Below are 26,084 nucleotides of genomic sequence, written 5' to 3'. Positions count from 1 at the left end.
CAGCAAAAATCGTCCCTCAAGTGCGCAAGATCAGCGCTGGTGTGCCACCGTCCCTATTGGAAGGTGCGGCTGGCCGTGCTCTCGTCGGTGACGCCGGGTTCGGCCCGGTCGAAGCGCTGTTCGATCTCGTCGTAGCGCTCGCGGGTCTCCTCGGTGACGCTGGGACCGACTTCCTCAAGCGCGTGTTCGAAGTGGTCCATCGTCACGCGGACGTTGCTGACGCTGTCACCGATTTCCTCGGGGTCCACGCTGTTGATGAACTCCCGGGTCGCGGCCATCGACGCCTCGCGGGCGACCGCTTCGATGTCTGCGCCAACGTAGCCGTCCGTGCGGCGGGCCAGTTCGTCGAGATCGACGCCGTCGGCCAGGGGCTTGTCGCGGGTGTGGACCTGGAAGATGGCGCGACGGGCGTCCTCGTCCGGGACGGGCACGTGGACGTGCCTGTCGAGGCGGCCGGGGCGCAGGAGCGCGTCGTCGATGAGGTCCGGCCGGTTCGTGGTCGCAACCACGACGACGTTCTCCATGTCCTCGATGCCGTCCAGTTCCGTCAGCAGCTGTGAGACGACGCGTTCGCCGACGCCGGAGTCGGTCGTGCCGCCGCCCCGTTCGCTGGCGATGGAGTCGATTTCGTCGAAGAACACCACGGTCGGGGCGTTCTCGCGGGCCTTGCTGAACACTTCGCGGACGCCCTTTTCGGACTCGCCGACGAACTTGTTCAGTAGCTCCGGTCCCTTCACGGAGATGAAGTTCGACTGGGCCTCGTTGGCGACGGCCTTCGCCAGCAGCGTCTTCCCGGTGCCGGGCGGGCCATACATCAGCACGCCCTTCGCGGCTTCGAGGTCCATCGACTCGAACACGTCTTCGTACTCCAGCGGCCACTGGATGGTCTCCCGGAGCCGTTCCTTGGTGTCTTCGAGGCCGCCGACGGAGTCCCAGGTGACGTCCGGGACCTCGACGAAGACCTCGCGGAGTGCGGAGGGCTCGATGCCCTTCATCGCCTCGCGGAAGTCCTCGTCCTCGATTTCTAGACGTTCGAGCACCTCGGCGTCGATCTCGTCGGATTCGAGGTCGAGTTCGGGGCGGATACGTCGGAGCGCGTTCATCGCGCTCTCTTTCGTGAGGGAGGCGAGGTCAGCGCCGACGAAGCCGTGGGTGTTCTCGGCGTAGTTTTCGATGTTGATCTCTTCGGAGAGGGGCATCCCGCGGGTGTGGACCTGCAGGATCTCTTTGCGGCCCTCTTTGTCCGGGACACCGATCTCGATTTCGCGGTCGAAGCGGCCACCACGCCGGAGCGCGGGGTCGATGGCGTCGACGCGGTTGGTCGCGCCGATGACGATGACCTGCCCGCGCTCTTCGAGCCCGTCCATCAGGCTGAGCAGTTGGGCGACCACGCGGCGTTCCACGTCGCCCTGCGTCTCGCCGCGCTTGGGCGCGATGGAGTCGATCTCGTCGATAAAGACGATGGCGGGGGAGTTCTCCGAGGCCTCGTCGAAGACCTCACGGAGCTGCTCCTCGCTTTCGCCGTAGTACTTCGACATGATCTCCGGGCCGGAGATAGTGGTGAAGTACGCGTCGATTTCGTTGGCGACGGCCTTGGCCATCAGCGTCTTCCCGGTGCCGGGCGGGCCGTGCAGGAGGACGCCCTTCGGCGGCTCGATGCCGAGCTGCTGGAACAGTTCGGGGTGACGCATCGGCAGCTCGATCATCTCCCGGACCTGTTCGAGCTCGCGGTCGAGGCCGCCGATGTCCTCGTAGGTCACGTCAGGCGTGTCGCTGGCTTCGGGCGCGCCCTCGCCGCTGTGGACCTGTTCGGCGGGCATCTCGCTGACCTGAATGTCCGTGGAGTCGGTCACGACGACCGTTCCGGAAGGTTCGGTCTCTGCGATTTTCAGGGGTATCTTCTGGCCGGACATCGAGGAGAGCGGGCCGAGGCCGAAGCTCACCGGGACGGTCTGGCCCTGCGTGACGGCCTGGCCGCTGAGGTTGTTGCGAATCATCGGCCCGACGTTGCCCCGGACCCGGAGGTTCTGGGGGAGGGCGACGGTGACCGAGGTCGCGGGGTTGACATCGGCTTTCTCGATGTCTACGTGGTCGTCAATACCGACGTTGGCTTCCTGTCGGAGCTGCCCGTCGATACGGACGATGCCCTTCCCCTCGTCCTCGGGGTAGCCGGGCCAGACGCGGGCGACCGCGCGGCTGTCCTGTTTCCCTTCGAGAACGATGTAGTCGCCGTTCTCGAGTTCGAGTTCGTCCATCGCGGCCCGGTCGATAGCCGCGAGGCCGCGGCCGGCGTCTTTCTGTTTGAGTGGTTTGACAGTTAATCTCATCAGTAATCTCCCTCGTTCTCTGACAGTTCGATAGTGAGAACCCCGTGATTGATAAACGCTCGTGCGTCGTCACCGGGGAGTTCCTGTTCGTACTGGTGGCCGTCCGCGACGACGATGACGGTCCCGTCGACCACATCGACACTCGCGTCGGCAGCCGGTCCCACGTCCGCCGCGAACACGACGCTGTCGTCGTACTCGAATCGGCGGAGGGGCGTCTCGTCGAACAACTGCTGTTCTGAAGTCATGCTAACCCAAAGTAAGCATGATAAGTATATAAACCCATCGCAAAAATACGCCATACGGCAGGAAAAATTCGTGAGTTGCTTGAATGCGGTTCACACCAATTCTGGGCGCGCCAATCTTTTATCCACACCGCTTCCGAACGGTGTCGCATGAACTGGGTCAACCACGATGGGCGAGTCACGGCGTACAGACAGGCGCAGTCTGCTGATACAGGACCGACAGCGCTGTATGTCCACGGTAGCGGCGCGACACACCGAGTCTGGGGCCGGCAGTACGCCCCATCCGGACCGACCCACCCCGCCGTCGCACTGGACCTGTCAGGGCACGGTGACTCCGACGAGATCGCCACCGAGGCCGGACCCACAACACTCGACGCCTACGCAGACGATGTGGTCGCTGTGGGGCGGGAGACGGACGCAGACGTACTGGTCGGCAATTCGCTGGGTGGCGCTGTCGCCCAGTGGGTCGCACTGGAGCGGGACTGGACGCCCGAAGCGCTGGTGCTGCTTGGAACCGGCCCTGAACTCCCGGTGTTCGAAGGGCTACAGGAGTGGCTCGAAGCCGACTGGGACCGAGCCGTTGAGTTCCTGCACGAACGGGACCGCCTGTTTCACGACCCTGACCACGAAGCCGCGTCCCGCTCGCGCGAGCAGATGGAGGCAGTCGGGCAGACAGTGACCCGCCGCGATTTCATGACCTGTCATGGCTTCGACGTGCGCGCCCGACTCGGCGAGATTGACGTCCCCGTGCTGACCGTCTGTGGCGAACACGACAAACTGACCCCGCGTGCGTATCACGAAACACTGGCCCGCGAGGTCCCCGACGGAGAGGTATCGTTCGTCCCCGACGCTGCGCACCTTGCGATGGTCGAACAGGCCGAGGTGTTCAACGACATTCTGCAGGAGTTCGTTGAAGACACAGTCTGAGCGGCGTGCGACCGGCGAAGGCTACTCGCCGGGGTAGACCCATGGGCCAAGCGCGAAAAACAGCAGGGCGATAGCCAGCATCGCTCGTGGCCCGGCCCGGAAGAACGCGGTCGGCGCAACGACGGCGACCGCCTGCACGACACCCATCGGGATGGCGTGTTTCGGCCCCGGCTTCGGGTAGTCGAAGGGCGCGATCATCGCAAGCGAGAGCGCGAGCGCGCCGATACTCAACACGAGCGGGTTCGTGATACCGCTCAGATACGCCGTCGCGATGATGATACTTCCGAGCGTGTTCGGCATACCCGGCCGCTGGTCGGGAGAATCGAAGTACGTCGAATAGAACGCGGTCCGGACGATAGAACAGACGACGTACGCGGATGCGAGCAACGCGAGAGCGACGAACACGGCCGGATGTGCGACCTCGATACCGCCGTAGGCGTCTGTCAACAGCACGTAGAGAAAGAGGCTCGGCGTCGCACCGAACGAAACCACGTCGGTCACGGAGTCTAGCAGCGGGCCGACCGCCGAACTGTCGCCGTTCCGGGCGACGATGCCGTCGATTGCGTCGGCGATGACCGCCAGCAGAATGAGGCGAGCGGCCAGCTGCGGGTCGGTAAAGGCGATGGCTCCGGCGACGAACCCGACGACGGCGTTGAACAACGTCACCGTGTCGGCGACACTGAGTCGTCGGCGTACCTCGAAGCCCATGGTTCCCCGGTTGGCCACGGCGTATATGAAGGACTCGAAAGCGAACGCGCCTCGGTGCCGACCGGCGCTCCATCACTCGTCCGGGAGGTCGTGGCCGAAGCGGAGACGAGCGGCGGTGGCGAGCGTCCCGACAACGAGGATGACCAGCTCCCAGCCGCTCCGGGCGATGGGGAACACGCGGTCGACGGTTTCGGGTTCCGGCTGTCCCGGGTTGGGGTTGATGCCGGTGCTCATCTGGACCTCGCTGGAATTGCCCATCGACTGCGTGGTCGACCCGCCGCTGCCGCCCGTCGTCTCAGCGCGTGGTTCCGGGAGTTCGACGAACGTCTGGACGATGCCGCGCCGGCTCGACAGTTCTAGGTGACCACTGAGCTGATAGAACTGGTCGTATAGCGGCCAGAAGAGGTTTGCACCGCCCGTAATCAGGTCCAGCAGGACGTGCCCCACCACGTACACCACGACACAGAACCAACTGACCCGAACACCGTAGGCTCCCCAGCGGCCCCTGATATACGATTCGTCACGCACGTACAGGTCGACTCCGATAAGCAGCGCTAGCACCGCCGGGATAACGAGGTTCGTCGTCGCGGCCCGGTGGCCGGCCTGCCAGTAGAGCCCGATAAACGCGTCCACGTCGGGGAACGTGACGACGAGTATCGACAGAAGCAGCGACCGCTTATCGAATGCAGCGCCAAGCAGCGTTGCAGCGAGTAACCCCACGAAGGCGTAGTGAACCACCAGCGAAGGCATATACATTTCAACACCACCACAGAAATGAGCGTTGTGGTGGGCTCTATCAGAATACGAAACTACCCCACTTGATTAATATGGTCACAGTAAATACATTGTCAGTGGGGACTTGGTGGGGTGGAACGGCACCCATTAACACTTCTGTCGACAGAGGCGACGTATCGAGTCACAACAGCGAAAACGACAATTGCTCAGTCCGCCGTTACGTCTTGCTGTGTCGTGGCCGGCCCCTCTTTCATTGGGGCGACGAGCTTGTAGAGCCCGTACAGGGCCAGGACCAGGATGCCGGCCAGGACCAGCCCGGTCCGGAGCGTCGGATCGATCATCGGCGTCGCGATGATCTCGCCCGCGTCGTTCGTCAGCGGTGCCGCGCTGTAGGGCTTACCCGCCAGTATCTCCACGAGACCGAGGACGACGACGCCCAGCAGCATCAGTCCGCCGCTGAGTGCCATCGCCGCTTTGTCGATGACGGTGGTGTGTTGTTGCATTGTGTGTCACCTCGTTAACCGAGCAGGTACCGGAGTTTCGGGTGTCGTTTGACCAGTTTGGTCTTCTCGATGACCGCGTCGAGGCCGTAGTAGCGGCCGGTGGCCAGCACGATCATCGTCATGAACAGCAGCAGGCCCATGAAGTCGCTGTTGACCAGTCCGTGGCCGAAGCTCGCGTTGCCGATCCAGAACAGTGCCATGAAGAAGACCCCGAACACGGATGCGAGCCGGACCAGCGCGCCGACCATCAGTCCGAGCCCGATGAGCGTCTCGCCCAGCGGGACCATCGCCTGAATGAGCCAGCCCAGGTGTTCGCCCATCAGCACAGGGATTGGACCGAGCGCCGTGCCAGTCATCTGTTTGAGGTACGCCGGCCCGTAGGTGTAGGCCAGCCCGTCCTCGATGAGCTTCGTTACGCCTGCGTGGAAGAACCACCAGCCGGTTACGACACGCAGGAACGCCAGCCAGTACGCGGTCCAGGCCCCGCCGAGCTCGAACTCGAACTCGTCTGCCAAGGGGTTCGCCGCTTGATAGGACATCTGTGTCACCTCACATGTATACCTGAGCGGGCAAGGAGCATATAAACAGGAGAGCGCTCCCATCAACTGAAAACCGCTTTCAGGGTTCGAGAAGGGAAATATCAGCGATTGAGTGTGTATCCACCCGTTCGGTCATGGGTTTTTATGTACTATTCGGTGGAGTGCCAACTGGTCCCGGGCCACCGTGAGGTTCAAACCCTCGATGCAATTACGCTATGACACCAATGGTACTCGAACTGACGGGCAAACACACAACGGCGCGAGTGATGGTCGACGACGAATCGCTCGTCGAGAGCGGGTGTCGGGAGCAGATCGAGACGCTCATCGACCACCCGGCGTTCACTGAACCGGTGCGGATCATGCCGGACACGCACTGGGGAGCCGGCGCACCTATCGGCTTCACCATGCCGCTGGGCGACCGTGTCGTCCCGAACATCGTCGGCGTCGACGTTGGCTGTGGAATGGCCGCGACGAATCTCGGACCGGACCTCCCGCTGGAAGACGAAGAGCGCGAGCGGCGCGTCCGCGAGGCGGTTCCGATGGGGCGAAACGTTCACGACTACGACGACGCCGTCCACTTCGTCGAGGAGTTCCCGTTCGAGCGGGCTAACCGCGTCTTCGAGCAGTTCGATGCGGCCTACGCGGAGCGGTTCGGCGAACATATCGACCCCGTGGAGTTCGACTTCGACGGCTACGACGAGGAGTACTTCGAGTCGCTGTGTGACCGCGTGCTGGCAGACCAGCGCCAGGGCATGGGGTATATCATCAAGAGCGCGGGGACGCTGGGCGGCGGGAATCACTTTATCGAGTTCGGACAGGCACGCGAATCGGGCGACTACTGGCTGGTCATCCACAGCGGCTCCCGCTATCTGGGCAAGTCCGTCGCCGAATACTGGCAGTCGACGGCGACAGACCGCCGGACCATCGGCGAGATCCGCGAGCAGATTCCCGAGGAGTACGTCGAATACCTGAAGTTCGACCCGGACACCGTCGAATCCCGGGATCTCTACGCCTGGGTCACCGGCGGCATGGGCGAGTCCTACATCCGGAAGGAGCGCCTGCGCCGGGAACTCGACGGCTCCGAAATCGAGGACGCCTTCGACGCGCTCGGGCAGGTACAGGACGCGATTCACAGCAGCGACGACGAGGACCGAAACACGGACCTCGATTGGCTCGAAGGCCGCGAAGCCCACGGCTACCTCGTCGATATGCTGTTCGCCCAGCAGTACGCCCGCTGGAACCGCGAGCTGATGAGCGACGCCGTCTGTGACGCGCTGGGTATCGACCCCGTCGACCGCTTCCAGTCGATTCACAACTACATCGACTTCCGCGACCTCACCATCCGCAAGGGGGCGACCCCGGCCCGCGACGGCCAGCGGCTGCTGGTCCCGTTCAACATGGCCGATGGGTCGATTATCGCACGCGGGAAGGGTAACGATGCGTACCACCAGACAGCGCCACACGGCGCGGGTCGCGTGATGAGCCGTCGACAGGCCCACAGCGAGGTCGACATGGACGAGTTCGCCGCGGCGATGGACGGCATCTACTCGGAGTCCGTCATCGAAGGCGTCCGGGACGAAGCGCCGATGGCGTACAAGGACGCCGACGCGATTCTCTCGGCCATCCAGCCAACCGCCGAGGTCGTCGAGTACATCGACGCCGTCCACAATCTGAAGGCGACAGAGTAAGCGAACCTGTTAGTCTGGCAGAAAGTGATTTGGACACGAAGGCCGTGGGTCCTGTATGACCATTCTCGTTGCAATTGCCAACGATTCAGTCTCTCCAGCAGTCATTGATACGGCGGTTCGACTCGCAGACGGACTCGGTGAGGAACTGTACGTCGTCCACCTCGTCGACGAAGACACCGCCGACGGCACGGCCATGCAACTCCGGGACGAGATGCGGGACCGGTTCCGTGACACCAATGTCGTGGCAACGGTCGCTATCGAACACGTCGGTCGGTCCGCAATGCGTTCGGGCACACGGATCGGCAACGAACTGCTCGAACTCGCGGCTGACGTGGACGTGCAACACATCGTCATGGGCCATGAGCCGAAGGGGCTGGCTGGCAAAATCCGCGACGGCGACGCGGCGGTTTCCGTCATCGACGCCGCCGACGTGCCGGTCACGGTCGTCCCAGAAAGCCCGTCCGACATCTGAGCGCCGCGGGCGGCGTCACAAGCCAAGTTCCCGGCCGAGTACCATCCGCTGTATCTCGCTCGTGCCCTCCCCGATTTCCATGAGCTTCGCGTCCCGGTAGAACCGCTGGGGGGCGAAGTCCGTCGTGTAGCCGTAACCGCCAAGCACCTGCACGGCGTCTTCGGCGACCTCTCGACAGATTTCGCTGGCGTCGAGTTTCGCAAGCGAGGAGAGCCGCGTTACGTCTTCCCCATGGTCGTACATCGTCGCAGCCTTGTGGGTCAACAGGCGGGCACGCTCGATTTTGCGGTCCATCTCGACTATCTTGTCCCGGACGGCGTCGAACGTCGAGATGGGGCGGTCGAACTGTTCTCGCTCGGTGGCGTACGATTTCGCGGCCTCGAAGGCTCCCTGTGCGAGTCCAGTCGAGAGCGCGGCGATAGAAATGCGCCCGCCGTTGAGGGTCTTCAGCGTCTGTGTCCAGCCGTCCCTTCCTCGCCGAGCAGTCGGTCCGCAGGAATCCGGCAGTCGTCGAACTGGAGTTCGCAGGTCGGCGAGGCGTTCAGTCCCATTTTGTCCCACTCGGTCGTCACCGCCCAGCCGTCGTCCTCGGGGGCGACGATGAACGTCGAGATGCCGTCGTAGCCGGCCTCGGGGTCGGTGACAGCCTTGACGAGTATCGACCCGGCGACGGAGGCGTTCGTGATGAACTGCTTGGTGCCGTTGATGACGTACTCGTCGCCGTCCCGCTCGGCCGTCGTGTCCATGTCGCTGGCGTCGCTCCCGCTGCCTGGTTCCGTCAGCGCCCACCCGCCGAGCTGTTCGCCGGTGGCAAGCGGCCGGAGCCACCGCTCCTTCTGGGCGTCCGTGCCGAACAGCTCTATCGGCTTACTCCCGAGCGACGTGTGAGCCACGTACGAGAGTCCGATACTCCCAGAGACGCGGCCGAGTTCCTCGGCCACGAGCGCGTACATCAGCGTATCCCCGCCGAGTCCGCCCCACTCCTCGCTGATCGGCACACCCATCACGTCCAGTTTGCCGAGCGCTTCGAATATCTCGGCCGGGAAGCGGTGTTCGTCCTCGATGTCCTGCGCTATCGGTTGGATCTCATTCTCACAGAACTCACGGACCGAATCCCGTATCATCCGGTGTTCGCCGGGAACGTCGAACTCCATACCGAGCCTATGTTTTGTGTTACTAAATAGCACACGCCGACAGACACAAGCCATTTGCCCGTCCACGGCGTTCCCTAGAGGGAATGGCGTTCCGGCGATTCCTCCGCGGGACGGTCCCCTGGGAGCAACTCGAAGGCGTGGTGCAGGCGGTAATCCAACGGTACGACGAGCCCGCGGCCCACGTGACGTTTCTGGAGGCGGATAACTGGCTCTCGACGCCGCTTGTCGTCAACGACCAGTGGTTCGTGAAAGTCATCACGGGACAGAACTCGCTGGTCCACACGCTGTTGACCGCCGGCCGCAACATCGGCGCGTTTTCGTCTGGGACAGAGGGCTTTTTCGAGCACTTCGGGACGCCCTACGAGATGGCTGAACACGAACTGGCGGCGACCCAGCGGATGCGGGAGATCGGCGTCAACGCTCCCGAGCCAATCGAGGCGTTCGAATACGATGGCATGGGTGTGCTGGTACTTGAATACATTCCCGACTTCGAGCCGCTGGACGACCTCCCGGCCGAAACCGTCGAGCAGCACAGTCCGACGGTGTTTGAATTCCTCCACCGGATGCACGAGGACGGCCTGGCCCACGGCGACTTCCGCTGTGAGAACGTGCTCGTGGCCCACGACGACCTCTACTTCATCGATGCCACAAGCGTCCGCGAAGCGGCGATCAGCGATGCTCGCGCCTATGACCTCGCGTGTGCGCTGGGCGCACTTGAGCCGCTCGTCGGTGCGCCGACCGCGGTCTCCGCCGCCGCACGCCACTACGATACGTCTGAGTTGCTGGCCGCGGAGGAGTTCCTCGATTTCGTCAACATCCGCCCGGACCACGACTTCGCCGCCGCAGAAATCCGCGGCGCCGTAGAAAAACGCGCCTGAGTCAGCCCTCAGTCTGTGGACGGTGCCCCGACGGCTCGGCTTCTGGCGACGACGCCGATGCCGGCGAGTACGACGGCCCCACCGGCGACGGTCGACGGACCGGGTATCTCTGCGAGCAACAGCAACGCCAGCAGCGCGCTCCCGACCGGTTCGCCGAGCAGTGAGACGCTGACCATGCTCGATTCGACGTGTGCCAGCGCCCAGTTGAGGACGGTGTGGCCGAACACGCCGGGGCCGACAGCCATCGCGAGAAACAGCGCCCACTCCCGTGGCGGGTAGCCGGTCACGGGGTGGCCCGACGCGACGACGAAGACGAGGAGGGATACCGCCGCGACGCTGTAGACGACGGTCACGTACGGGACAAGGGGGAACCGCTGGCGGAGCGAGCGCCCGGCGAGAACGTACCCAGCGGCCATAACGCCACCGACGAGAGCCAGGGCGTTGCCGTACAGCGGACGCGGGCCGATGGTCCCGCTCCCGAGAAGTTCACCGACAGACATCACGATGATACCGCCGATAGCGACCAGAATGCCCGCCGTCGTTCCGCGCGTGACGCGCTCATCCAGCAGCGCCCACGCGCCGACGGCGACGAACAGCGGCTGGCACTGGACCAGCGTGACCGACGCCGCGACGCTGGTCCACGCCAGACTCTCGAACCACGCGGCGAAGTGCACTGCGAGTGCCACGCCAGTCGCCGCAGCCGCCAGTACGTCCCGTCGAGCGAGCCGACCGAATGCCGACCGGTGCCGACCCAGCGCCAGCGGGGCTAGCAGTACGGTCGTCAACAGGACACGGTAGAACGCCGCCACCGACGCCGCGGCATCGCTCCACCGGACGAGAATCGCACTCGTACTGACCGCGAGAACGGCGACGACCAGCCCGATTCGCGGGTCGATTCGCGGCTCGGTCACGCTCGTCCTGCTCCGTTGTGGCACGGAGACAGCACAGCCACATCAGGTAGTACGACGACACGTCGACTCATCCCGTGGTAGTATCCGACACGGGAATAAAGAAACACCGGAGACCATAGTCGGGGCCGTGTCGTCCGGGGCAGGCCACGTTACCCTTCGAGCAGTTCCTTCGTCTGCTGATGGCGATATCGGAACATCGGCTCCATCCCGAGACAGCCAAAGGGGCCAAGCGCCCGGCCGAGCGGTCCGCCGGGCAGTTCGAACTCGACGTGGTCGTGAACGAGCGTTTCCCTGTCGCTCAACGCCCGGAACGTGTGCGTGTGTTCCCAGTGGGGAAACGGTCCCTCCGCCATCACGTCGCGGAACATCGCCTCGTCCTCACCTTCTTCCCGGGCGACGATATCCGAGACCCAGCGCTGGCGCGGCGGCACGCCGAACGGCTTGATCGAGGAGACGACGACCGACCCGGCGGTCAGTTCTTCAGGGTTTGGCTCGCCATCTGGTCCCCGCTCCTCCTCGATGCGGATGTTCATCCAGTCGGGGGTCAGCGCGACCAGCCCGTCGCCTGTCGCGTGGAACTTCCAGACTTCTGACAGCGGAGCTTCGACGCGAACCTGCCGCTCGTAAATGTCCATACACACAGTAGGGGAAGCGCCGGCAAAACACCCGCGGTAGCCGTGACTGATTCCGGGATGCGGTCAGGGCCAGATACCGCCTTCCTCGGCCGCCGCGACGACCCGCTGGATAGCGACGACGTACATCGCCGTCCGGAAGTTCGGCGCGCCGGTCTGCTCGTACGTCTCGACGAGGTCGTCGAACGCGTTCGTGATGATGGTCTCCAGTTCGCTGTTCACACGCTCCTCGGACCAGTAGAACCGCTGGCGGTTCTGGACCCACTCGAAGTACGACACCGTGACGCCACCGGCGTTGGCGAGGATGTCCGGGAACACGGCCACGTCACGGTCGGTGAGGACGTCGTCGGCGTTCGGCGTCAGCGGGCCGTTTGCCGCCTCCACGACGATGTCTGCCTGTACATCCTTTGCGAGGTCGCCGTCGATGGCGTTTTCGAGCGCCGCCGGGACGAGCAGATCCACGTCCATCGTCAGCAGCTCTTCGTTCGTCAGCTCCTCCGTTGCGCCCTCGTAGCCGGCCAGCGACCCGGTCTCGCTCTTGAACGCCTTCGCGTCGCGTGCGTCGAGCCCGTCAGGGTTGTAGACGGCTCCGGAGGAGTCTGATACTGCGACGATGTTCGCGCCGAGGTCCTCGATGAGTTTCGCCGCCACGGAGCCGGCGTTTCCGTAGCCCTGTACGGCCACTGTCGCGTCCGCCATATCCTTCCCGAGATAGTCGAACGCCTCGCGGGCCGTGAGCATCACTGACCGGCCGGTCGCTTCGACGCGGCCCGCACTGCCGCCCGACTCCGGGGCCTTGCCGGTGATGACGCCGGGTTCGGTGGTGTTTTCCAGCGTCTCGTACGTGTCTTTGATCCAGTTCATCTCGCGCTGACCGGTGTTGACATCGGGCGCGGGGATGTCCTGGTCCTCGCCGATAATCGGGCGGAGTTCCTTCGCGAACGACCGCGTTATCCGCTCGATTTCACTGGCTGAGTACTGTCGCGGGTCGATCTCGATGCCGCCTTTCCCGCCGCCGTAGGGGATGTTCACAGCAGCACACTTGTACACCATCCAGCCAGACAGTGCCTTGACCTCGTCGCGTGTGACCTGCGGGTGATAGCGGATGCCACCCTTGTACGGTCCTCTGTCACCGTTGAACTGTGATCGGTAGGCACGAAACACCTCGACGGAGCCGTCGTCCATCTCCACGGAAAGGTTCGTCTCCAGCACTCGCTCGGGGTGTTTCAGCCGTTCGAGCACGTCAGTCGAATATTCGAGATAGTCCGACGCGTCGTCGATCTGCTCCTGTAAACTCTCAAACGGGTTTACCTCAGGCGACATACGAGGTATATCTCAGACTGTGGGCAAAAGGGTACCGCCGTCCATGGGATTTTCCAGACAGGAATCACTCACAACGGAACTAATAGCCAAACGGAATGTCCGTGGCTGAGTCGCCTACGGCGACCCAATACCTGCGGGCTGTTGGTTCAGTGAGCGAACGAAAACTGATGACAGCATACCCCCGAGGTAGCTACAGACTAATCAGGAGGGCCGCGTTAATACCGACGGCCGCTACCCACGGGAGCGCCAGTCCGAGCGGCACGACGACGCCGCGCTGATCGCTCAGCAGGCGGCGGGTCACCCCCGCCAGCCCGAGAACGCCGATTTTCGTCACGCCGAGAACGGCGATCCCGAACGTCTCTATCGCGGCCCGCATCACAGGGTTTCCTTCGTGTAGGCCGTGCTGAAGGCCAACGTGTGTCAGCCACACGTCGACGACAAGGGTCACGGCGACGACCAGCCATAGTTCTCGCTCGACGGCTGCGAGTTCGTCGAGCAGGGCGCTACACCACCCGTCGATGGTCCCTATCGGGATCGTTCGGTCCGTTGTGAACACGTCACCCTCCGCAACCACGCCCCCACGTGGTCTGTTATCCTGTTGTCATCCCGTGTATTAAATACACACTGTTTACTACTGAAAGCGAACGGGTAGGGACTGTATACTCCCGGAGAAACGCGATGCCAGCGGGTCGACTGTCAATGACGGGTTCGGCGCCCCGGTGCATATCGCAGATGGTCCCCGCACGCGATTATCACCTCTCATAATGGTGGCGCACCATTGATATCGGGTGCCGGGCTACCCATATACTATGAGTGCCACTGGTGACCCCCGCGAGACGGCGCTGTCGACCGGGCGTCGTCGCTGGTGGCTTCCGTTGCTTGTCGCCCTTCTTTTGCTCACGCTGCTCGGTACTGTCGCTTCTGGCACTGTTGCGGCTGACGACACCGAGTCGCCGGAGTGGGGCAATGCGACGCGGGGCAACGCTACGACTATCGAAGTGACCCTGTTCGACGACGGCGGGTCGATAGACACGAGTACGATTCAGGCAGCGGATTTCGAGCTAACTGCGGGCCGAGTAGCGAACGTCTCGGTCACATCGATCGACGCTTCTGGAGCAAACAGGACTGGGGTACGCGTCTCCCTGCTGTTGGAAAAAAAGGTCGACACAGACAATGTCACCGTCAGTCTCCGTGACACCGCCAGCATCACCGACAAAGCGGGGAACGAGCTTCCACACAAGTCAGTTACCGTCAGCGGGATGGATTCTGTCGTGCCGAAGTATCAGTCGTTCGAGGTGAGCCGCGTCAATAGCTCCACCGCCCGCATCTCTGTCGGCATTCACGAACCGATACAGCAACTGCGAGTCTCCGTCGGTGGCCCGTCGATAGACAATCTCAACATCTCGGGATTCACCGAACGCACCGGTAATACGAACACGTACACACGAACGTACACGTTCCCCGAAGAAGGCGAGTACTCGCTGCTGCTGCTGTCGGTGACCGACGAGAACGGAAACGAGAATTCATTTGGACGACAGCAGACGTTCCTCTACGACGACTCCGCGCCGAACGTCACCGTCACTGGGCCGGAGAACGCAACTGTCGGCGAGTCAGTGACTTTCTCCGCAGCGGAGACGACAGACGATCAGGGCGTCGATTCGGTCCGGTGGCAAGTCGGGAGTGATACCATCCTCACCGGCGAGAATATTACCGTCGCCTTCGCCTCTCCCGGCAGTCACGAGGTAACCGTAACAGCCGCCGATCCACTCGGGAACACGGATAGTGTGACCAGAGTCGTGTCTGTCGTGGGGAACGGGTCCGCCGGGAACGTAACTGTGCGGCAGCCGAACGCGACGACGGCGAATGTCTCGGTGAACGGGTCCGGTCGGACACAGCGGATTCAGCCACCAGAGGGGGCACTCGTCACCGGGCAGAACGGAACGCTGGAGCGGCTTGCCGTGTCGTTCCCGCGTAACGACTCCACGACACTCACTATTCGCTCCCGCCGGCCGACGTCGGCGTTCGCGACTGCCACTGGTCACACCGGCATCAGTCGGTTCGATGTCGACCACGGCTCCGTTCCGGCCGAGGACGCGACGTTCACGTTTACTGTGGACCGCGCTGCGCTGGCGGCAGTCGGTGCGGAACCCGATGCCGTGACACTATTCCGAAAGAGCGACCGGTGGATGCCGCTGTCGACTGACATCGCCAGCCGGGGCGAGTCACACATCGTCTACCGTGCTGCATCGCCGGGCCTCTCGACGTTTGTCGTTGGTGTTGAGCAGACAGCAACAACAGAGAGGGATGCGGAGGCGACGACGAACGACTCGGAAACGTCGACGGCCGAACGCGGGACAGCCGAGACAGCGACCGAAGAGCCCGGAGAGCCGGATATCGTGGTTACGAACGCCACGGCTGTTCCATCGACGCTCAGCCCCGGCGACCGGACCGTCATCACCGTCGAGCTGGAAAACCGGGGGACCGCCAGCGGTGACCATAACGTGATCGTCTCGCTCAACACCTCGATACTGACAACGCGGACGGTCACGGTCCCCGCCGGCGAGACGCGAACGACGGAGTTTGCCCGCTCGGTGCCGGACAACACCACTGGAAAATTGACTGTCGATGGGCAACGCGTCGGGAACGTAACGGGCGACAGCGGTGGCCTCCCGATTCCAGCGCTCCCGTCGGTCGGGATTCCGAACCCGCTCTCGCTGTGGCCCGACGGCATCGTCGGAACCGTTCTCGGCGGGCTACTGGGCGTCGCTATCGGACTGTACAGCGTTCTGAAAGCGCTGGCGATATACCTCGGCTACTGACTGACAGGGTGTCAGTCGATATTCGCTTCGAGCCGGTCGATCAGGTCGCCGTTCCCGAGGTACAGGGGCGTCCGCTCGTGTAGCTCGTCGGGTTCGATTTCGAGCACTGACTGGTCGCCGTCGGAAGACCGACCGCCGGCCGACTCAAGGATGTAGGCCATCGGGTGTCCCTCGAACTGGACTCGAAGTTTCCCCTCGGGGCGTGACTCCAGTGCGGGGTACGAGAAGATGCCGCCGTAGGTGAGCACCTGATTGATGTCCGCGACCATCGCTCCACCGTAGCGGAGTTTCAGTTCGTGGCGGATGTTTTCGGCGTAGGATTCAAATTCGTCGGTCCAGGAGTCGACGCCGCCGCCGAACCCGAACACTGTGGGGTCTTCGGGGACTGTCACCTCGTCGTCGACAATCCGCTTGTCGCCGTCTTCGAGGATGTACTCGCGGACAGTGCCGTTCCGAGCGACGACCATCGAGGTGATGGGGCCGTAGATAACGAAGCCGGCTGCGAGGAGATTGGTGCCGACTGTCGGCGGTTGCTCGCTGTACACGCCGAAAATCGTCCCCATCCCGCTGTTCGGTTCGAGGTTGCTCGACCCGTCGAGGGGGTCCATCGCGACGTGGAGTCGACCGTCTGTCGTTTTCACGTCCGCGCGTTCTTCGCTGGCGTAAGAGGCGACGCCGTCGATTCCCAGCACCCGCTGCTCGAACAGTTCGTCGGCGCGCAGGTCAGCCGCGAGCTGGTCGTCGCCGGTGGGGTTGACGGAGTTGCTCTGGCCACGGTAGTCGGCAACAGCGCGGCGGACGTCAGGCGTGGTCGCGGCGATGGTATCGATGACTTCCGTGACGGTCTGCTCGGCTTCGGTGGTCGAGATGTCGAGTGACTTACTCATTTGTCAGATGTAGGGGCAGAAACTGGCCATTCTGTGACCAGTCGAATTTTTCTCCGAGCCTGCTGCCCGCAGGGTCTCTCATCATCAGTCCGTTCTCTGGCACACCATAAGTATCTTTTTGCTGACATTTACTACATTTCGAGTGAATATTCCGCCGCGATGCAGTGCTTGCCGCTAAGCCTGTGACAGATTCCCTCGGTAGAACTTCTTTCCGTGATAAGCCGATACCGTCGGCAGACTTACACGACCGCCGGACGAAGGCGCGGGTATGCAGCTCGAAACAGTCGACACCGTCGGCGTCGTCGGCGCTGGAACGATGGGTAACGGCATCGCTCAGGTCACCGCGACGGCCGGCTACGATGTCATCATGCGCGATGTGACAGAAGAACTAGTCGCCGCCGGGTTCGAGGAGATTCAGTCGAGCTTCGAGACACTCATTGCGCGCGACACCGTGACAGAACAGGAAGCGGAGGCGGCGACAGCCCGTATCACAGGCACCACTGAGATGGACGATCTCGCGGACGCCGATCTCGTCGTCGAGGCTGTGACGGAAAACATGGACATCAAGCAGTCTGTGTTCGAGGACCTCGACGCAATCTGCGGACCGGACACGGTACTTGCCAGCAACACGAGTACGCTCTCGATTACGACAATCGCCAGCGTCACCGACCGGCCCGAACAGGTCCTTGGACTACACTTCATGAACCCCGTGCCGGTGATGAAAGGCGTCGAACTCGTCGTCGGCGAGCACACCAGCGACGAGACGGTGACGCTCGGTCGGGAGTTCGCCCACGACATCGGCAAGGAGACCTGGGAAGCCGACGACAAACCCGGCTTCGTCGTCAACCGCGTCCTGATGCCCTGGATAAACGAGGGCATCCGAGCCTACGACGAGGGCGTTGCCGACAAGGCCGACATCGACCGCGGGCTGACCCTCGGAACGAACGTCCCGATGGGACCGCTCGAACTGGCCGACCACATCGGCCTCGATGTGGTCCTTGACGCCTCTGAGACACTGTACGAGGAGTTGGGTGACCGCTACAAGCCAGCATACCTGCTCAAACGCAAAGTCGCGGCCGGCGACCTCGGCAAAAAGTCAGGTAGAGGCTTTTACGACTACGACTGATAGATCCGCAGTGACAAATGCGGACAGTAGTGGACCGAGTACAATACCCGGCAACGGGCCGCGCGTTGGCCAACAGTAAAGACCCAACCAGCGTTAGAATTTGTCATGGACCTTAGCCCCACACAGGAACAACGCCAGATACAGGACATGGTCGCGGACTTCGTCGACGAGGAAGTCAAGCCGCGGGCAGCGGAGATCGACGAAACCGATGAGTTCCCGTGGGATCTCGTCGACGAGATGGCCGACCTCGGCCTGATGGGAATGCCGATTCCGGAGGAGTACGGCGGGGCCGAACTGGACTACCACAGCTACGCCATGGCTCTCGAAGAGATTTCGCGGGGGAGCGGCGGACTCGGCACAATCGTCGCCGCGCACATCTCGCTGGCCTGCAATATGATCTACGAGTTCGGGAACGAGGCCCAGAAAGAGACCTACCTCACGCCGCTGGCAGCGGGCGAGGAAATCGGCGCGTTCGCCCTCTCCGAAGCGGGCGCGGGCAGTGACGTGCCGTCGATGGACACCACCGCCGAACCGGTCGACGGCGGTGACGCCTATCTGGTCAACGGTGGCAAACTCTGGATTTCCAACGGGTCCGTCGCCGACACCGTCGTTCTGTTTGCGAAGACCGACCCCGATGCCGGCAACAAAGGTATCTCCTCGTTCATCGTCCGTCCCGAGGAGGACGACGGTTTCATCGTCGAAGGGACGGAGCACAAACTCGGCGACAAGGGCTGTCCGACCGCAGAACTCCGCTTCGACGACATGCGTCTCCCCGCTGACCGCCGACTCGGCGAGGAGGGCCGCGGGTTCGTCCACGCGCTCAAGACGCTCAACGGCGGCCGCATCACCATCGCGGCCCGCGGCGTCGGCATCGCACAGGCCGCGCTGGACGAGGCGCTGAAATACGCCCAGGACCGCGAGCAGTTCGACCAGCCGATCAGCGACTTCCAGGCCATCCAGCACAAGCTCGCAGACATGGACACGAAGACGCAAGCGGCCCGCCTGTTGATGCACCAGGCCGCCGATAAGAAGATGGCCGGCGAGTCGTTCGTCAAGGAGGCCGCACAGGCCAAACTGTACGCCTCAGAGGTGTCCCGGGAAGTGGCCAACGAGGGCATTCAGGTCCACGGCGGCTACGGCTACACGAAGGACTTCCCGGCCGAGCGGTTCTACCGCGACGCCAAACTCAACGAGATCTACGAGGGAACCAGCGAGGTCCTCCGCAATACGATTGCCAGCGAGCTTCTCGATTAGGGAATCGAGAGGAGTCCCTCGACGACGACCGCCCGCGTGAAGTAGAACGATTTTCCGTCCGCCCGATACCGATTTGCGCTGATGGTCCCCAGCGCGAGGAGTACCGCGACGCCGACCGTTGCGGCGAGCATCCCGACAACTACTGACGGACGGATCGCTGTGCGTGCGAAGACATACGTTGCGATGCTGGCGAGTGCCGCAAACGGGAGGGCGTCCAGACCTGCCAGGAGGAGTGAGCGGGACAGGGACATATCTGTGTGCTGTGGGACCGCTCACAAAAGGATATCCCATCCATCAGTGCCGGCGTAGCGAAACTCGGTGGGAGCCGACGAGCAGCGGCATCAGCTGCCATCGCCGAGCGCCGCCCGCATCCATTCGAACTGGTCTCGAAGCCGCTGCTCCCCGGCGTCGGTCAGTGAGTACTTGTCAGCGATGCCGTCCTCGCGGTGGTCGACGAACCCGGCCGACTCCAGCGCGTCGAGCGCGCCGTAGAAGCTCTTTGGTTCGATTCGCGTGTCGTAGCGGCGTTCGAGCCGCGTCTTCAGCCGCTGGCCGGAGAGTTCCCCGTCCGTCGCGGCGGCCAGCAGGACACACATATCGCGTCGGCGACCACTCTGGAGCCACTTCGCCATAGGCGTCGGTGTCGGTCCATCCGCTTCGCGTTTGTGGTTTCGAACCGACCGTCAGGTTCGCATGCCCCCGGTCCATACGTCCGTCGATGACCGACTCCGAACTCCCTGTCGAAGTGTCGGCTGACGGAATCACGGCCACCTACAGAGAGACTGACGAGGAACGGCTGCTGCTATTCGAGAACAATGGCGAGAGCGCCGCAGTCGCCCAGAACATCGAGGGGTACGCGATGCTGAAGGTCCGACCGACCGCCGAGGGCGACGAACTGGAACGCTACTACGGCTTCGACATGGCACTTGACCACGCGGCGGAACTGCTCGGTGTGTCGCCGAACGCACTGCCGATTCCCGACCCGGCCGCCGACATGGGGATGTAGCCGCTGGCTACGGCGACTCCCCTGCTCGATTTCTGTCCCGACCGGAGGCTGTTCCACCCCGTCAGCGACCCGTTCGCCGACTGGTAAGTAGCTGCGTACGAACCGGCTCGTGAGGGAACGTTCTCGGAGTCATACAGTACGTATCCCGAAAAAACAGTCCTATTTATAATATGTTCGCCGGGTTAGACGTATGTGCAGAACAGGGGGAACCGAAACGCTCCCAAACCTATCATACAAATATTATAAAGCTGCTTTAATAATCACTGCTACTCCCCACTCGCATGGTCGATTTCACTCGACGGCAGGTACTTTCACAATCGGTGGCTGCTGCGCTTGGGGCCAGCGTCATCGGCGTGGCAAGCGGGGAAGAGGTCGAAGAGACAGACACACCGGGCGCGCCGAGCGTCGCCGGGAGTCTCAAACGGTTCTCGACGACGGCGTTCGGTGCGGAGGTGACGGGACCGTTCGTCTTCGAGGACGGATCACTGCTGTACAGCCTCCAGCACCCGGAAGGGGAGAATCCCGAACCGTTCGGACGGGCCGCGGTGGGCTATTTCAGCGGCTTCCAGTTTGAGTTCGACGGGAGCAACGACGACTTCCCGGAGGTGGGAATTCCGGACACCGAAGAGAAACAGCGACAGGTCCGGTCCGCGGCCGGCGACTACGAAATTCTCGTCCAGGGCCGTGAACCGATCAACGGCGGCGAGGCACGCCTCGGCGTGGTTCAGACGCCCGACGGGACGGACATCACCCAGGAGAACTTCGCGGGCACACAGTACGGCGGCGCGGCGACGAACCCCGACTGCAACCAGTTCGTCCCGAGCAACGACGAGGGGACCGAGGGCTACCTGTTCACGAACTGGGAGAACAGCCCCGGATGCGTCTCGCGGGTTCCGCTCAGCCAGGACGAGAACGGCGAGTGGAGCGCGGACACCGAGAACGCGATGAACCTCACGAACACCGAGTCGCTCCGCGAACACGGCGGGACGCGGATCAACTGCTACGGCGACCTCAGTCCGTGGGGAACGATGATTTCTGCCGAGGAGAACTACGCACATCCCCGCGTTAGTCTGACGGCGACGGTGAGCGACATCGTCGAGGCGGAGTCGGGCGAGGGACTCATCGGCGGGTGTCAGTTCTGGAACCGACCGAACCCCAGCGATATCTCGGGCGCTATCGAGACCTACGCGGAGAACGGCGACCTCGAATCGAACTTCTATGCCCAGGGCTCTTGGGCGCTCACCGGCGTCGAGTTCCTCGCGTACTACCTCGGCGCGGAGCGCGACGACCAGGGCGACGGCGAGAACCTCGCGACGACGCTGCTTGACGACGTGTACCCGAACCCGTACCGGTACGGCTACTTCGTCGACTTCCGGGAGCCGACCGCCGACGAGCCGGAAGCGGTCAAGTACTACGTGATGGGGCGGGCCTCGTGGGAGGCCCCCGACATCGAAGGCGACCAGCGGACCCTCTACGGCTGTTCCGACGGCGACAGCAAGGGCATCTACAAGTTCGTCGCCGACGAGCCGATCCCGGAGTACGAGGACCCCATGGATGTCGCCGGGACGCTGTACGCACCGAAGATTACCAACGACGCGGCCAACGCCGCAGAGGCCGGCCAGCGCAACTCCCCGGCACAGACCCCGCTGGAAATCGAGTGGATCGAACTGGGCCACGCCACAAACGCCGAGGTCGAGTCCTGGATCTCCGAGTACGACGACGTGACCCAGGCCGACTACCTCAGCGCCCACGCCGACTGGGCGGCGGGCGACGAAGTGACCGAGGAGACGATCAAGCAGGCCGACCTCGAAGTCATCGAGAACGGGAACCAGAACTACATTTCGAACGAGGAAATCATCGAGTGGGCCGAGCAGTACGAGGCGAACGGCCCCGACGGTGTCGACGAGGAACTCCGCCGCATCCCGTTTCTGGAGACCCGCGCGGCCGCCAAGGAAATCGGCGCGTCAATCGAGTTCAACAAGGCCGAGGGCGTCGACAGCGTCGACGACTCCCAGCCCGGCGATTTCATCTACTTCGGCATTTCAGAGTTCAACGACGCGCTCGCGGACGACGAGGGCGACATCCAGATGGACCGCGTCGACGGCGGCGTCGTCTACCGCGGTGTGCTGGAATCAGACTACAACGTCTCGACGCTCGAACCGGTCATCACTGGCCCCGACTTCACCGACTCCCCGGAAGACGCAAACGATGCGCTCCGAAACATCGACAACGTCTACACGATGCGTGACGGTCGCGTACTCTGCTGTGAGGACGGCTTCGGCGGCCCCGCTCGCTCGTACCCCAACGACGGCCTCTACGTCTATCAGCCCAACGTCGTCGTCAACGCCAACTCCGCCGCGGTCGGCAGCGGGTCGACAGGCACCGTCTCGCTGACCGCCTCGTCGCTCCCCGCTGGCTTCTCCGGCGCTCGACTCACCGTCAGCGTATCGAACCCGGAAATCGCGTCTATCACCGGCGTCTCCTTCCCCGACGCGCTCGGACTCACCGAGAGTTCCATCAGCGACGACGGCTCGTCGGCGACGATCCGTGTCGCCGATGTCAATACAAACGTCCAGTCCGGCGCGATGGACGTGGAACTCGCGGCGCTCGACGTCCGCGCCAACGGCGGTGGCACGACCGATCTAACCGTCTCAATCGAGCAGATGGACGACGAGAACGGCAACGCCATCGAGGCAGAAGCTCGGAACGGTATCGTCGTGGGCGGCCCGCAAACGATCGTCGGCGACGACGCGCCGACTGATCCAGACGGCGACGGCCATTTCGAGGACCTCAACGGCAACGGCCGCCTCGACTACGAGGACGTGCAGGTGCTGTTCTCGAACATGGACTCCGACAGCGTCCAGCTGAACACCGGCGCGTACGACTTCAACGAGAACGGCAAACTCGACTTCGCGGACGTGACGGCGCTCTACGAAGAGGTCAACTAACGGCCGCAACCGAGATTCCGCCATCTTTCGATACAGCAATACAATGACCGACGACACCACTTGTTCCATACGCGGTTGCGTCCGAGCCGCTGGCATCCTGCTCGCGCTCGTCGCGCTCGTCTGCCTCGCAGGGACGGTCCCCGCGCTCACTGCAGGGCAGAGTACGCCGACAATCAGCATCGAGACCGACTCCGTCGCCGCCGGTGAAACGATGGCCGTCCCGGTCGTCCTCACCAGCGCGCCGGACGGACTGGCGGGCTACCAGCTCGAACTCACAGTTGACGACCCCGCTGTCGCCCGATTCGAAAACGCGAGTTACCCAGACAGCCTCAGTCTCACGACTGACCCCGTCATTAGCGCAGACGGCGGGACAATCACGCTTGAGGCGGCTGATCTCGACGGGCAGATCGAACCCGGTGCCAGCGACGTGACGCTCGCGACGATCCAGCTCGCTGGCGTCGACGGCGGCGAGACGCAGGTGACCGTTGCGTCGAGCCAAATCGATGCCGACGGCGGCGGCGCAGTCGAGCCGGCGACCGAGCCGACGGCGCTCGCTGTATCACCGGGCGCGATGACTGAGCCAGCGGCGGCCGCGACCGAAGCATCGTCACCGGCCAGCGAGCCCACAGCCGAGTCAGCGGGTACCGCGAATGCCGCAGGACCCACAGTGGACAACTCCACGGGCGGCGAGCAGTCGACGACCGGCGCGAACGGGGCACTCCCGATAGCGCTGGTCCTCGCTTCACTCGCCACGGTGGCAGCGCTCGCGGCCAGAACAAGCCGGCAACCGTAGCACCAAACCGACCAATTCATGCCAGAATCAGACACCGCTGCTGCATCGACTGACAGTTCCGCCTACCGCGAGTACATCCTCGACGTGCGCATCGTCGAGCGAACGACAGTCGAGGGTGACACGCGGTATCGGTTCGAGGCCCCGGACCACGAAGGGATCACGTTTGCTGACCCCGAGATGGCGACGCTATACGCCGACGTGTACTTCGACGTGAACGGCTTTCAGGAAGCCGGAACCGGCGACCGCGGCGTACCTCCAACGGTCATACAGGCGGGCCGTGACACGCTCGTCGCTTACTTCCTCACTCAGGAGGGCGTCGACGTCCACTGGGCTGCGTCGTTCTACGGCGAGAAACCGGAGAAAATCGAGCGGTACGTCTCACGGGTCCGAAAGCGGGCACAGAAGATCCGCGAGGGGGCAAGAGAACACGGCCACGCCTAACTCGTCAGTTCAGCGTCGCCGGCAGTTCCAGCGGCAAAGTAACATCGGACGACGATACTACATACGATTCGATACGCTGTCAGGACGGAACAGGAACCCGCCGAAGCGACGCTGAAAACGAGGAGCGGCACCGGAAACAGCGCTGTTAGAACGCGGGGCTTTTTGATAGCGGGTGTGTGAGCGTCAGGTAATGGTCGGTGTTCAGTGATGTCGATTCGTGTCGACTGGCGACAGAGTATCGCCTTGACCGGCACTGTGATTAAATATCTCGCCGTCGCAATGCTGGTCCCGCTCGGGATTGCTTTGCTGTACGGAGACGATACCGCTGCCTTCCTGATTTCTATCGCGGTCGCCATCACGGTCGGCGTGGCGCTGGAGCAAGTCAGCGACAGTCACGAACTCGGACCACGCGAAGCGCTGCTGTTCGTCGGCCTCTCTTGGGGTGCTGTCGCGGTTATCGGCGCTATCCCCTACGTTATCGCCGGGTATGGGACCGAATCAGCGCTCGGTGAGCCCGTGAACGCGCTGTTCGAGTCGATGTCCGGATTTACGACCACTGGCGCGACCGCAACTGCGGAGATATCGTTCGCTCAGCACTCCCACGCGCTGTTGATGTGGCGACAGCTCACGCAGTGGCTCGGCGGGATGGGTATCATCGTCCTGATGGTTGCCATTCTTCCGGAGGCAGCCGTCAACGGGGCGCAGTTGATCGAATCGGAAGCACCCGGCCCCGAACTCCAGAAGCTGACGCCGAAGATAGCCGAGACCGCCCGACTGCTCTGGCTGTTCTATCTGGGCTTTACTGTCCTGCTCGTCCTCATCCTGTTTGGCCTCAGCCAGACATCGATGGCTCCGAACATGAACGCGTACAACGCCGTTGCCCACGGGTTCACGACGCTGCCGACTGGCGGCTTCTCCCCACAGGCTGAGAGTATCGCCTACTTCTCGCCGGCCGTCCAGTGGGTCGTCGTTCCGTTCATGCTCATTGCCGGGATGAACTTCGCGCTGTTTTACCTCCTGTTGCAGGATGACTACGCCGCCTTCCTCAAGGACCGCGAGCTGCAGGCGTACCTCGGTGCGAACGCCGGCGTGGCCGTCATCCTCTGGGGGCTGCTGTTCACCGGGTCTGCGCCGCCGCTTGAAATCGGTGGTATCACGCAGGGGGCGCTTGAAAACTCGCTCCGGCAGGCCACGTTTCAGGTCGCTTCGCTGCTGAACTCGACCGGGTATGCGACGAGCAACTTTGCCGAGTGGGGCAGCACAGCACAGGGTGTCCTGTTGTTCGCGATGTTTATTGGCGGCTCCGCAGGGTCGACCGGTGGCGGTATCAAGATCGTCCGATGGCTCGTCGTGTTCAAGAGTATCCGACGCCAACTGTTCACGACAGCCCATCCCAGCGCCGTCAAACCAGTCCGGCTCGGCGGGCAGGTCATCGACGAAGGCGTTATCAACGCGATATACGGATTCACGCTGTTGTACCTGCTCACGCTCGGTATCGCGACGGTGTTCCTCCTCCTCGATGCGGGCCGTGTCGGGCTCGAACTAACTGTGCTTGAAGCCTTCAGCGCAAGCTTAGCGACTATCGGAAATATCGGTCCCGGGTTCGGGTTTCTGGGGCCGTTCGGGACCTACGAACGCTTCCCGGAGACCAGCAAACTGCTGATGATATTCCTGATGTGGATCGGTCGGTTAGAGATAATTCCGGTGTTCGTGCTATTTACCGGTGCGTTCTGGAACGAGTGAGTCCGAGAGACTCTTTCTACCTGTAGCT

General features: G+C 63.1%; 25 protein-coding genes and 1 pseudogene. 12 read left to right on the top strand and 14 right to left on the bottom strand.

Annotated features, from left to right (window positions below):
- Positions 1-53: 53 nt before the first annotated feature.
- Positions 54-2,327, bottom strand: a complete 2,274-nt coding sequence (locus AMS69_RS10960; protein WP_053968116.1) for a CDC48 family AAA ATPase — start codon at positions 2,325-2,327, stop codon at positions 54-56.
- On the bottom strand, positions 2,327-2,572 hold the full coding sequence (locus AMS69_RS10955) for a DUF7127 family protein (protein ID WP_053968115.1): 246 nt from the start codon (positions 2,570-2,572) through the stop codon (positions 2,327-2,329). Before AMS69_RS10955 ends, AMS69_RS10960 begins: the two co-directional genes overlap by 1 nt.
- Before the next feature lie 147 nt (positions 2,573-2,719).
- Between AMS69_RS10955 and AMS69_RS10950 the strand changes: the two genes are divergently transcribed.
- Positions 2,720-3,496, top strand: a complete 777-nt coding sequence (locus AMS69_RS10950) for an alpha/beta fold hydrolase (RefSeq protein WP_053968114.1) — start codon at positions 2,720-2,722, stop codon at positions 3,494-3,496.
- 21 nt (positions 3,497-3,517) lie between these two features.
- Here AMS69_RS10950 and AMS69_RS10945 read toward each other — a convergent pair whose 3' ends face one another.
- The 4 genes from AMS69_RS10945 to AMS69_RS10930 all read right to left on the bottom strand — a co-directional run bounded on the left by AMS69_RS10945 (position 3,518) and on the right by AMS69_RS10930 (position 5,981).
- Positions 3,518-4,204, bottom strand: coding sequence for a protein sorting system archaetidylserine synthase (locus AMS69_RS10945; protein WP_053968113.1), 687 nt, complete (start codon positions 4,202-4,204; stop codon positions 3,518-3,520).
- 72 nt (positions 4,205-4,276) lie between these two features.
- Positions 4,277-4,954, bottom strand: a complete 678-nt coding sequence (locus tag AMS69_RS10940; protein WP_053968357.1) for a metal-dependent hydrolase — start codon at positions 4,952-4,954, stop codon at positions 4,277-4,279.
- A gap of 191 nt (positions 4,955-5,145) precedes the next feature.
- A complete protein-coding gene (locus AMS69_RS10935; protein WP_053968112.1) occupies positions 5,146-5,442 on the bottom strand; it encodes a hypothetical protein in 297 nt (98 codons plus the stop codon).
- Positions 5,443-5,456: 14 nt separating this feature from the next.
- On the bottom strand, positions 5,457-5,981 hold the full coding sequence (locus tag AMS69_RS10930) for a DoxX family membrane protein (RefSeq protein ID WP_053968111.1): 525 nt from the start codon (positions 5,979-5,981) through the stop codon (positions 5,457-5,459).
- 224 nt (positions 5,982-6,205) lie between these two features.
- On the opposite strand from AMS69_RS10930, the gene AMS69_RS10925 reads away from it, so the two are divergent.
- Entirely contained in the window at positions 6,206-7,669 is a 1,464-nt protein-coding gene (locus AMS69_RS10925; protein WP_053968110.1) for an RNA-splicing ligase RtcB, read from the top strand.
- Between the two features lie 55 nt (positions 7,670-7,724).
- Positions 7,725-8,141 (top strand): universal stress protein, encoded by a 417-nt coding sequence (locus AMS69_RS10920; RefSeq protein ID WP_053968109.1) that lies wholly within the window; start codon positions 7,725-7,727, stop codon positions 8,139-8,141.
- 15 nt (positions 8,142-8,156) lie between these two features.
- Here AMS69_RS10920 and AMS69_RS10915 read toward each other — a convergent pair.
- Positions 8,157-9,295, bottom strand: a pseudogene (locus tag AMS69_RS10915) (acyl-CoA dehydrogenase family protein).
- 83 nt (positions 9,296-9,378) lie between these two features.
- Here AMS69_RS10915 and AMS69_RS10910 point away from each other — a divergent pair.
- Positions 9,379-10,173, top strand: coding sequence for an RIO1 family regulatory kinase/ATPase domain-containing protein (locus AMS69_RS10910; protein WP_053968108.1), 795 nt, complete (start codon positions 9,379-9,381; stop codon positions 10,171-10,173).
- 8 nt (positions 10,174-10,181) lie between these two features.
- On the opposite strand, the gene AMS69_RS10905 is transcribed toward AMS69_RS10910, so the two are convergent.
- From AMS69_RS10905 to AMS69_RS10890, 4 genes are all read right to left on the bottom strand, one after another.
- Positions 10,182-11,084 carry a DMT family transporter gene (locus AMS69_RS10905; RefSeq protein WP_053968107.1) on the bottom strand — a complete coding sequence of 301 codons (903 nt, stop codon included), beginning with the start codon at positions 11,082-11,084 and terminating at the stop codon, positions 10,182-10,184.
- Between the two features lie 149 nt (positions 11,085-11,233).
- Positions 11,234-11,719: an SRPBCC family protein gene (locus AMS69_RS10900; RefSeq protein WP_053968106.1), complete on the bottom strand. Its 486-nt coding sequence runs from the start codon at positions 11,717-11,719 to the stop codon at positions 11,234-11,236.
- 63 nt (positions 11,720-11,782) lie between these two features.
- Complete coding sequence (locus AMS69_RS10895; protein ID WP_053968105.1) at positions 11,783-13,039, bottom strand: Glu/Leu/Phe/Val family dehydrogenase; 1,257 nt, start codon at positions 13,037-13,039, stop codon at positions 11,783-11,785.
- A 190-nt stretch (positions 13,040-13,229) separates the two neighbouring features.
- On the bottom strand, positions 13,230-13,613 hold the full coding sequence (locus AMS69_RS10890; protein WP_053968104.1) for a DUF5658 family protein: 384 nt from the start codon (positions 13,611-13,613) through the stop codon (positions 13,230-13,232).
- A gap of 235 nt (positions 13,614-13,848) precedes the next feature.
- Here AMS69_RS10890 and AMS69_RS10885 point away from each other — a divergent pair, with 235 nt between their 5' ends.
- Positions 13,849-15,858 carry a PKD domain-containing protein gene (locus AMS69_RS10885; RefSeq protein WP_053968103.1) on the top strand — a complete coding sequence of 670 codons (2,010 nt, stop codon included), beginning with the start codon at positions 13,849-13,851 and terminating at the stop codon, positions 15,856-15,858.
- A gap of 11 nt (positions 15,859-15,869) precedes the next feature.
- Here AMS69_RS10885 and AMS69_RS10880 read toward each other — a convergent pair whose 3' ends face one another.
- Positions 15,870-16,745 carry a class 1 fructose-bisphosphatase gene (locus tag AMS69_RS10880; RefSeq protein WP_053968102.1) on the bottom strand — a complete coding sequence of 292 codons (876 nt, stop codon included), beginning with the start codon at positions 16,743-16,745 and terminating at the stop codon, positions 15,870-15,872.
- Between the two features lie 268 nt (positions 16,746-17,013).
- On the opposite strand from AMS69_RS10880, the gene AMS69_RS10875 reads away from it, so the two are divergent.
- Positions 17,014-17,871, top strand: coding sequence for a 3-hydroxyacyl-CoA dehydrogenase family protein (locus AMS69_RS10875; RefSeq protein ID WP_053968101.1), 858 nt, complete (start codon positions 17,014-17,016; stop codon positions 17,869-17,871).
- 105 nt (positions 17,872-17,976) lie between these two features.
- Positions 17,977-19,125, top strand: coding sequence for an acyl-CoA dehydrogenase (locus AMS69_RS10870; RefSeq protein WP_053968100.1), 1,149 nt, complete (start codon positions 17,977-17,979; stop codon positions 19,123-19,125).
- Here AMS69_RS10870 and AMS69_RS10865 read toward each other — a convergent pair.
- Together AMS69_RS10865 and AMS69_RS10860 are read right to left on the bottom strand one after the other, a co-directional pair.
- Positions 19,122-19,376, bottom strand: a complete 255-nt coding sequence (locus AMS69_RS10865) for a hypothetical protein (RefSeq protein WP_053968099.1) — start codon at positions 19,374-19,376, stop codon at positions 19,122-19,124. The two genes, AMS69_RS10870 and AMS69_RS10865, sit on opposite strands and share 4 nt — an antisense overlap.
- A 90-nt stretch (positions 19,377-19,466) precedes the next feature.
- Positions 19,467-19,757, bottom strand: coding sequence for a PadR family transcriptional regulator (locus tag AMS69_RS10860; RefSeq protein WP_053968098.1), 291 nt, complete (start codon positions 19,755-19,757; stop codon positions 19,467-19,469).
- Positions 19,758-19,843: 86 nt separating this feature from the next.
- Between AMS69_RS10860 and AMS69_RS10855 the strand changes: the two genes are divergently transcribed.
- The 5 genes from AMS69_RS10855 (at position 19,844) to AMS69_RS10835 (ending at position 26,056) form a co-directional block, all read left to right on the top strand.
- Positions 19,844-20,131 (top strand): DUF7111 family protein, encoded by a 288-nt coding sequence (locus AMS69_RS10855; protein WP_053968097.1) that lies wholly within the window; start codon positions 19,844-19,846, stop codon positions 20,129-20,131.
- Positions 20,132-20,412: 281 nt separating this feature from the next.
- Positions 20,413-23,079 (top strand): alkaline phosphatase PhoX, encoded by a 2,667-nt coding sequence (locus AMS69_RS10850; RefSeq protein WP_053968096.1) that lies wholly within the window; start codon positions 20,413-20,415, stop codon positions 23,077-23,079.
- 43 nt (positions 23,080-23,122) lie between these two features.
- The gene (locus tag AMS69_RS10845; RefSeq protein ID WP_053968095.1) at positions 23,123-23,872 is read left to right on the top strand and encodes a cell surface protein; all 750 of its coding nucleotides are present in this window, start codon (positions 23,123-23,125) and stop codon (positions 23,870-23,872) included.
- A gap of 18 nt (positions 23,873-23,890) precedes the next feature.
- Positions 23,891-24,313: a hypothetical protein gene (locus AMS69_RS10840; protein WP_053968094.1), complete on the top strand. Its 423-nt coding sequence runs from the start codon at positions 23,891-23,893 to the stop codon at positions 24,311-24,313.
- A 207-nt stretch (positions 24,314-24,520) separates the two neighbouring features.
- Positions 24,521-26,056 carry a TrkH family potassium uptake protein gene (locus AMS69_RS10835; protein WP_053968093.1) on the top strand — a complete coding sequence of 512 codons (1,536 nt, stop codon included), beginning with the start codon at positions 24,521-24,523 and terminating at the stop codon, positions 26,054-26,056.
- Positions 26,057-26,084: the final 28 nt, after the last annotated feature.

Source organism: Haloarcula rubripromontorii (genome assembly GCF_001280425.1).
GTDB classification, from domain to species: domain Archaea; phylum Halobacteriota; class Halobacteria; order Halobacteriales; family Haloarculaceae; genus Haloarcula; species Haloarcula rubripromontorii.
Note: the sequence above shows the minus strand (reverse complement) of the source record. Positions and strands in the feature narration are given on the sequence as shown.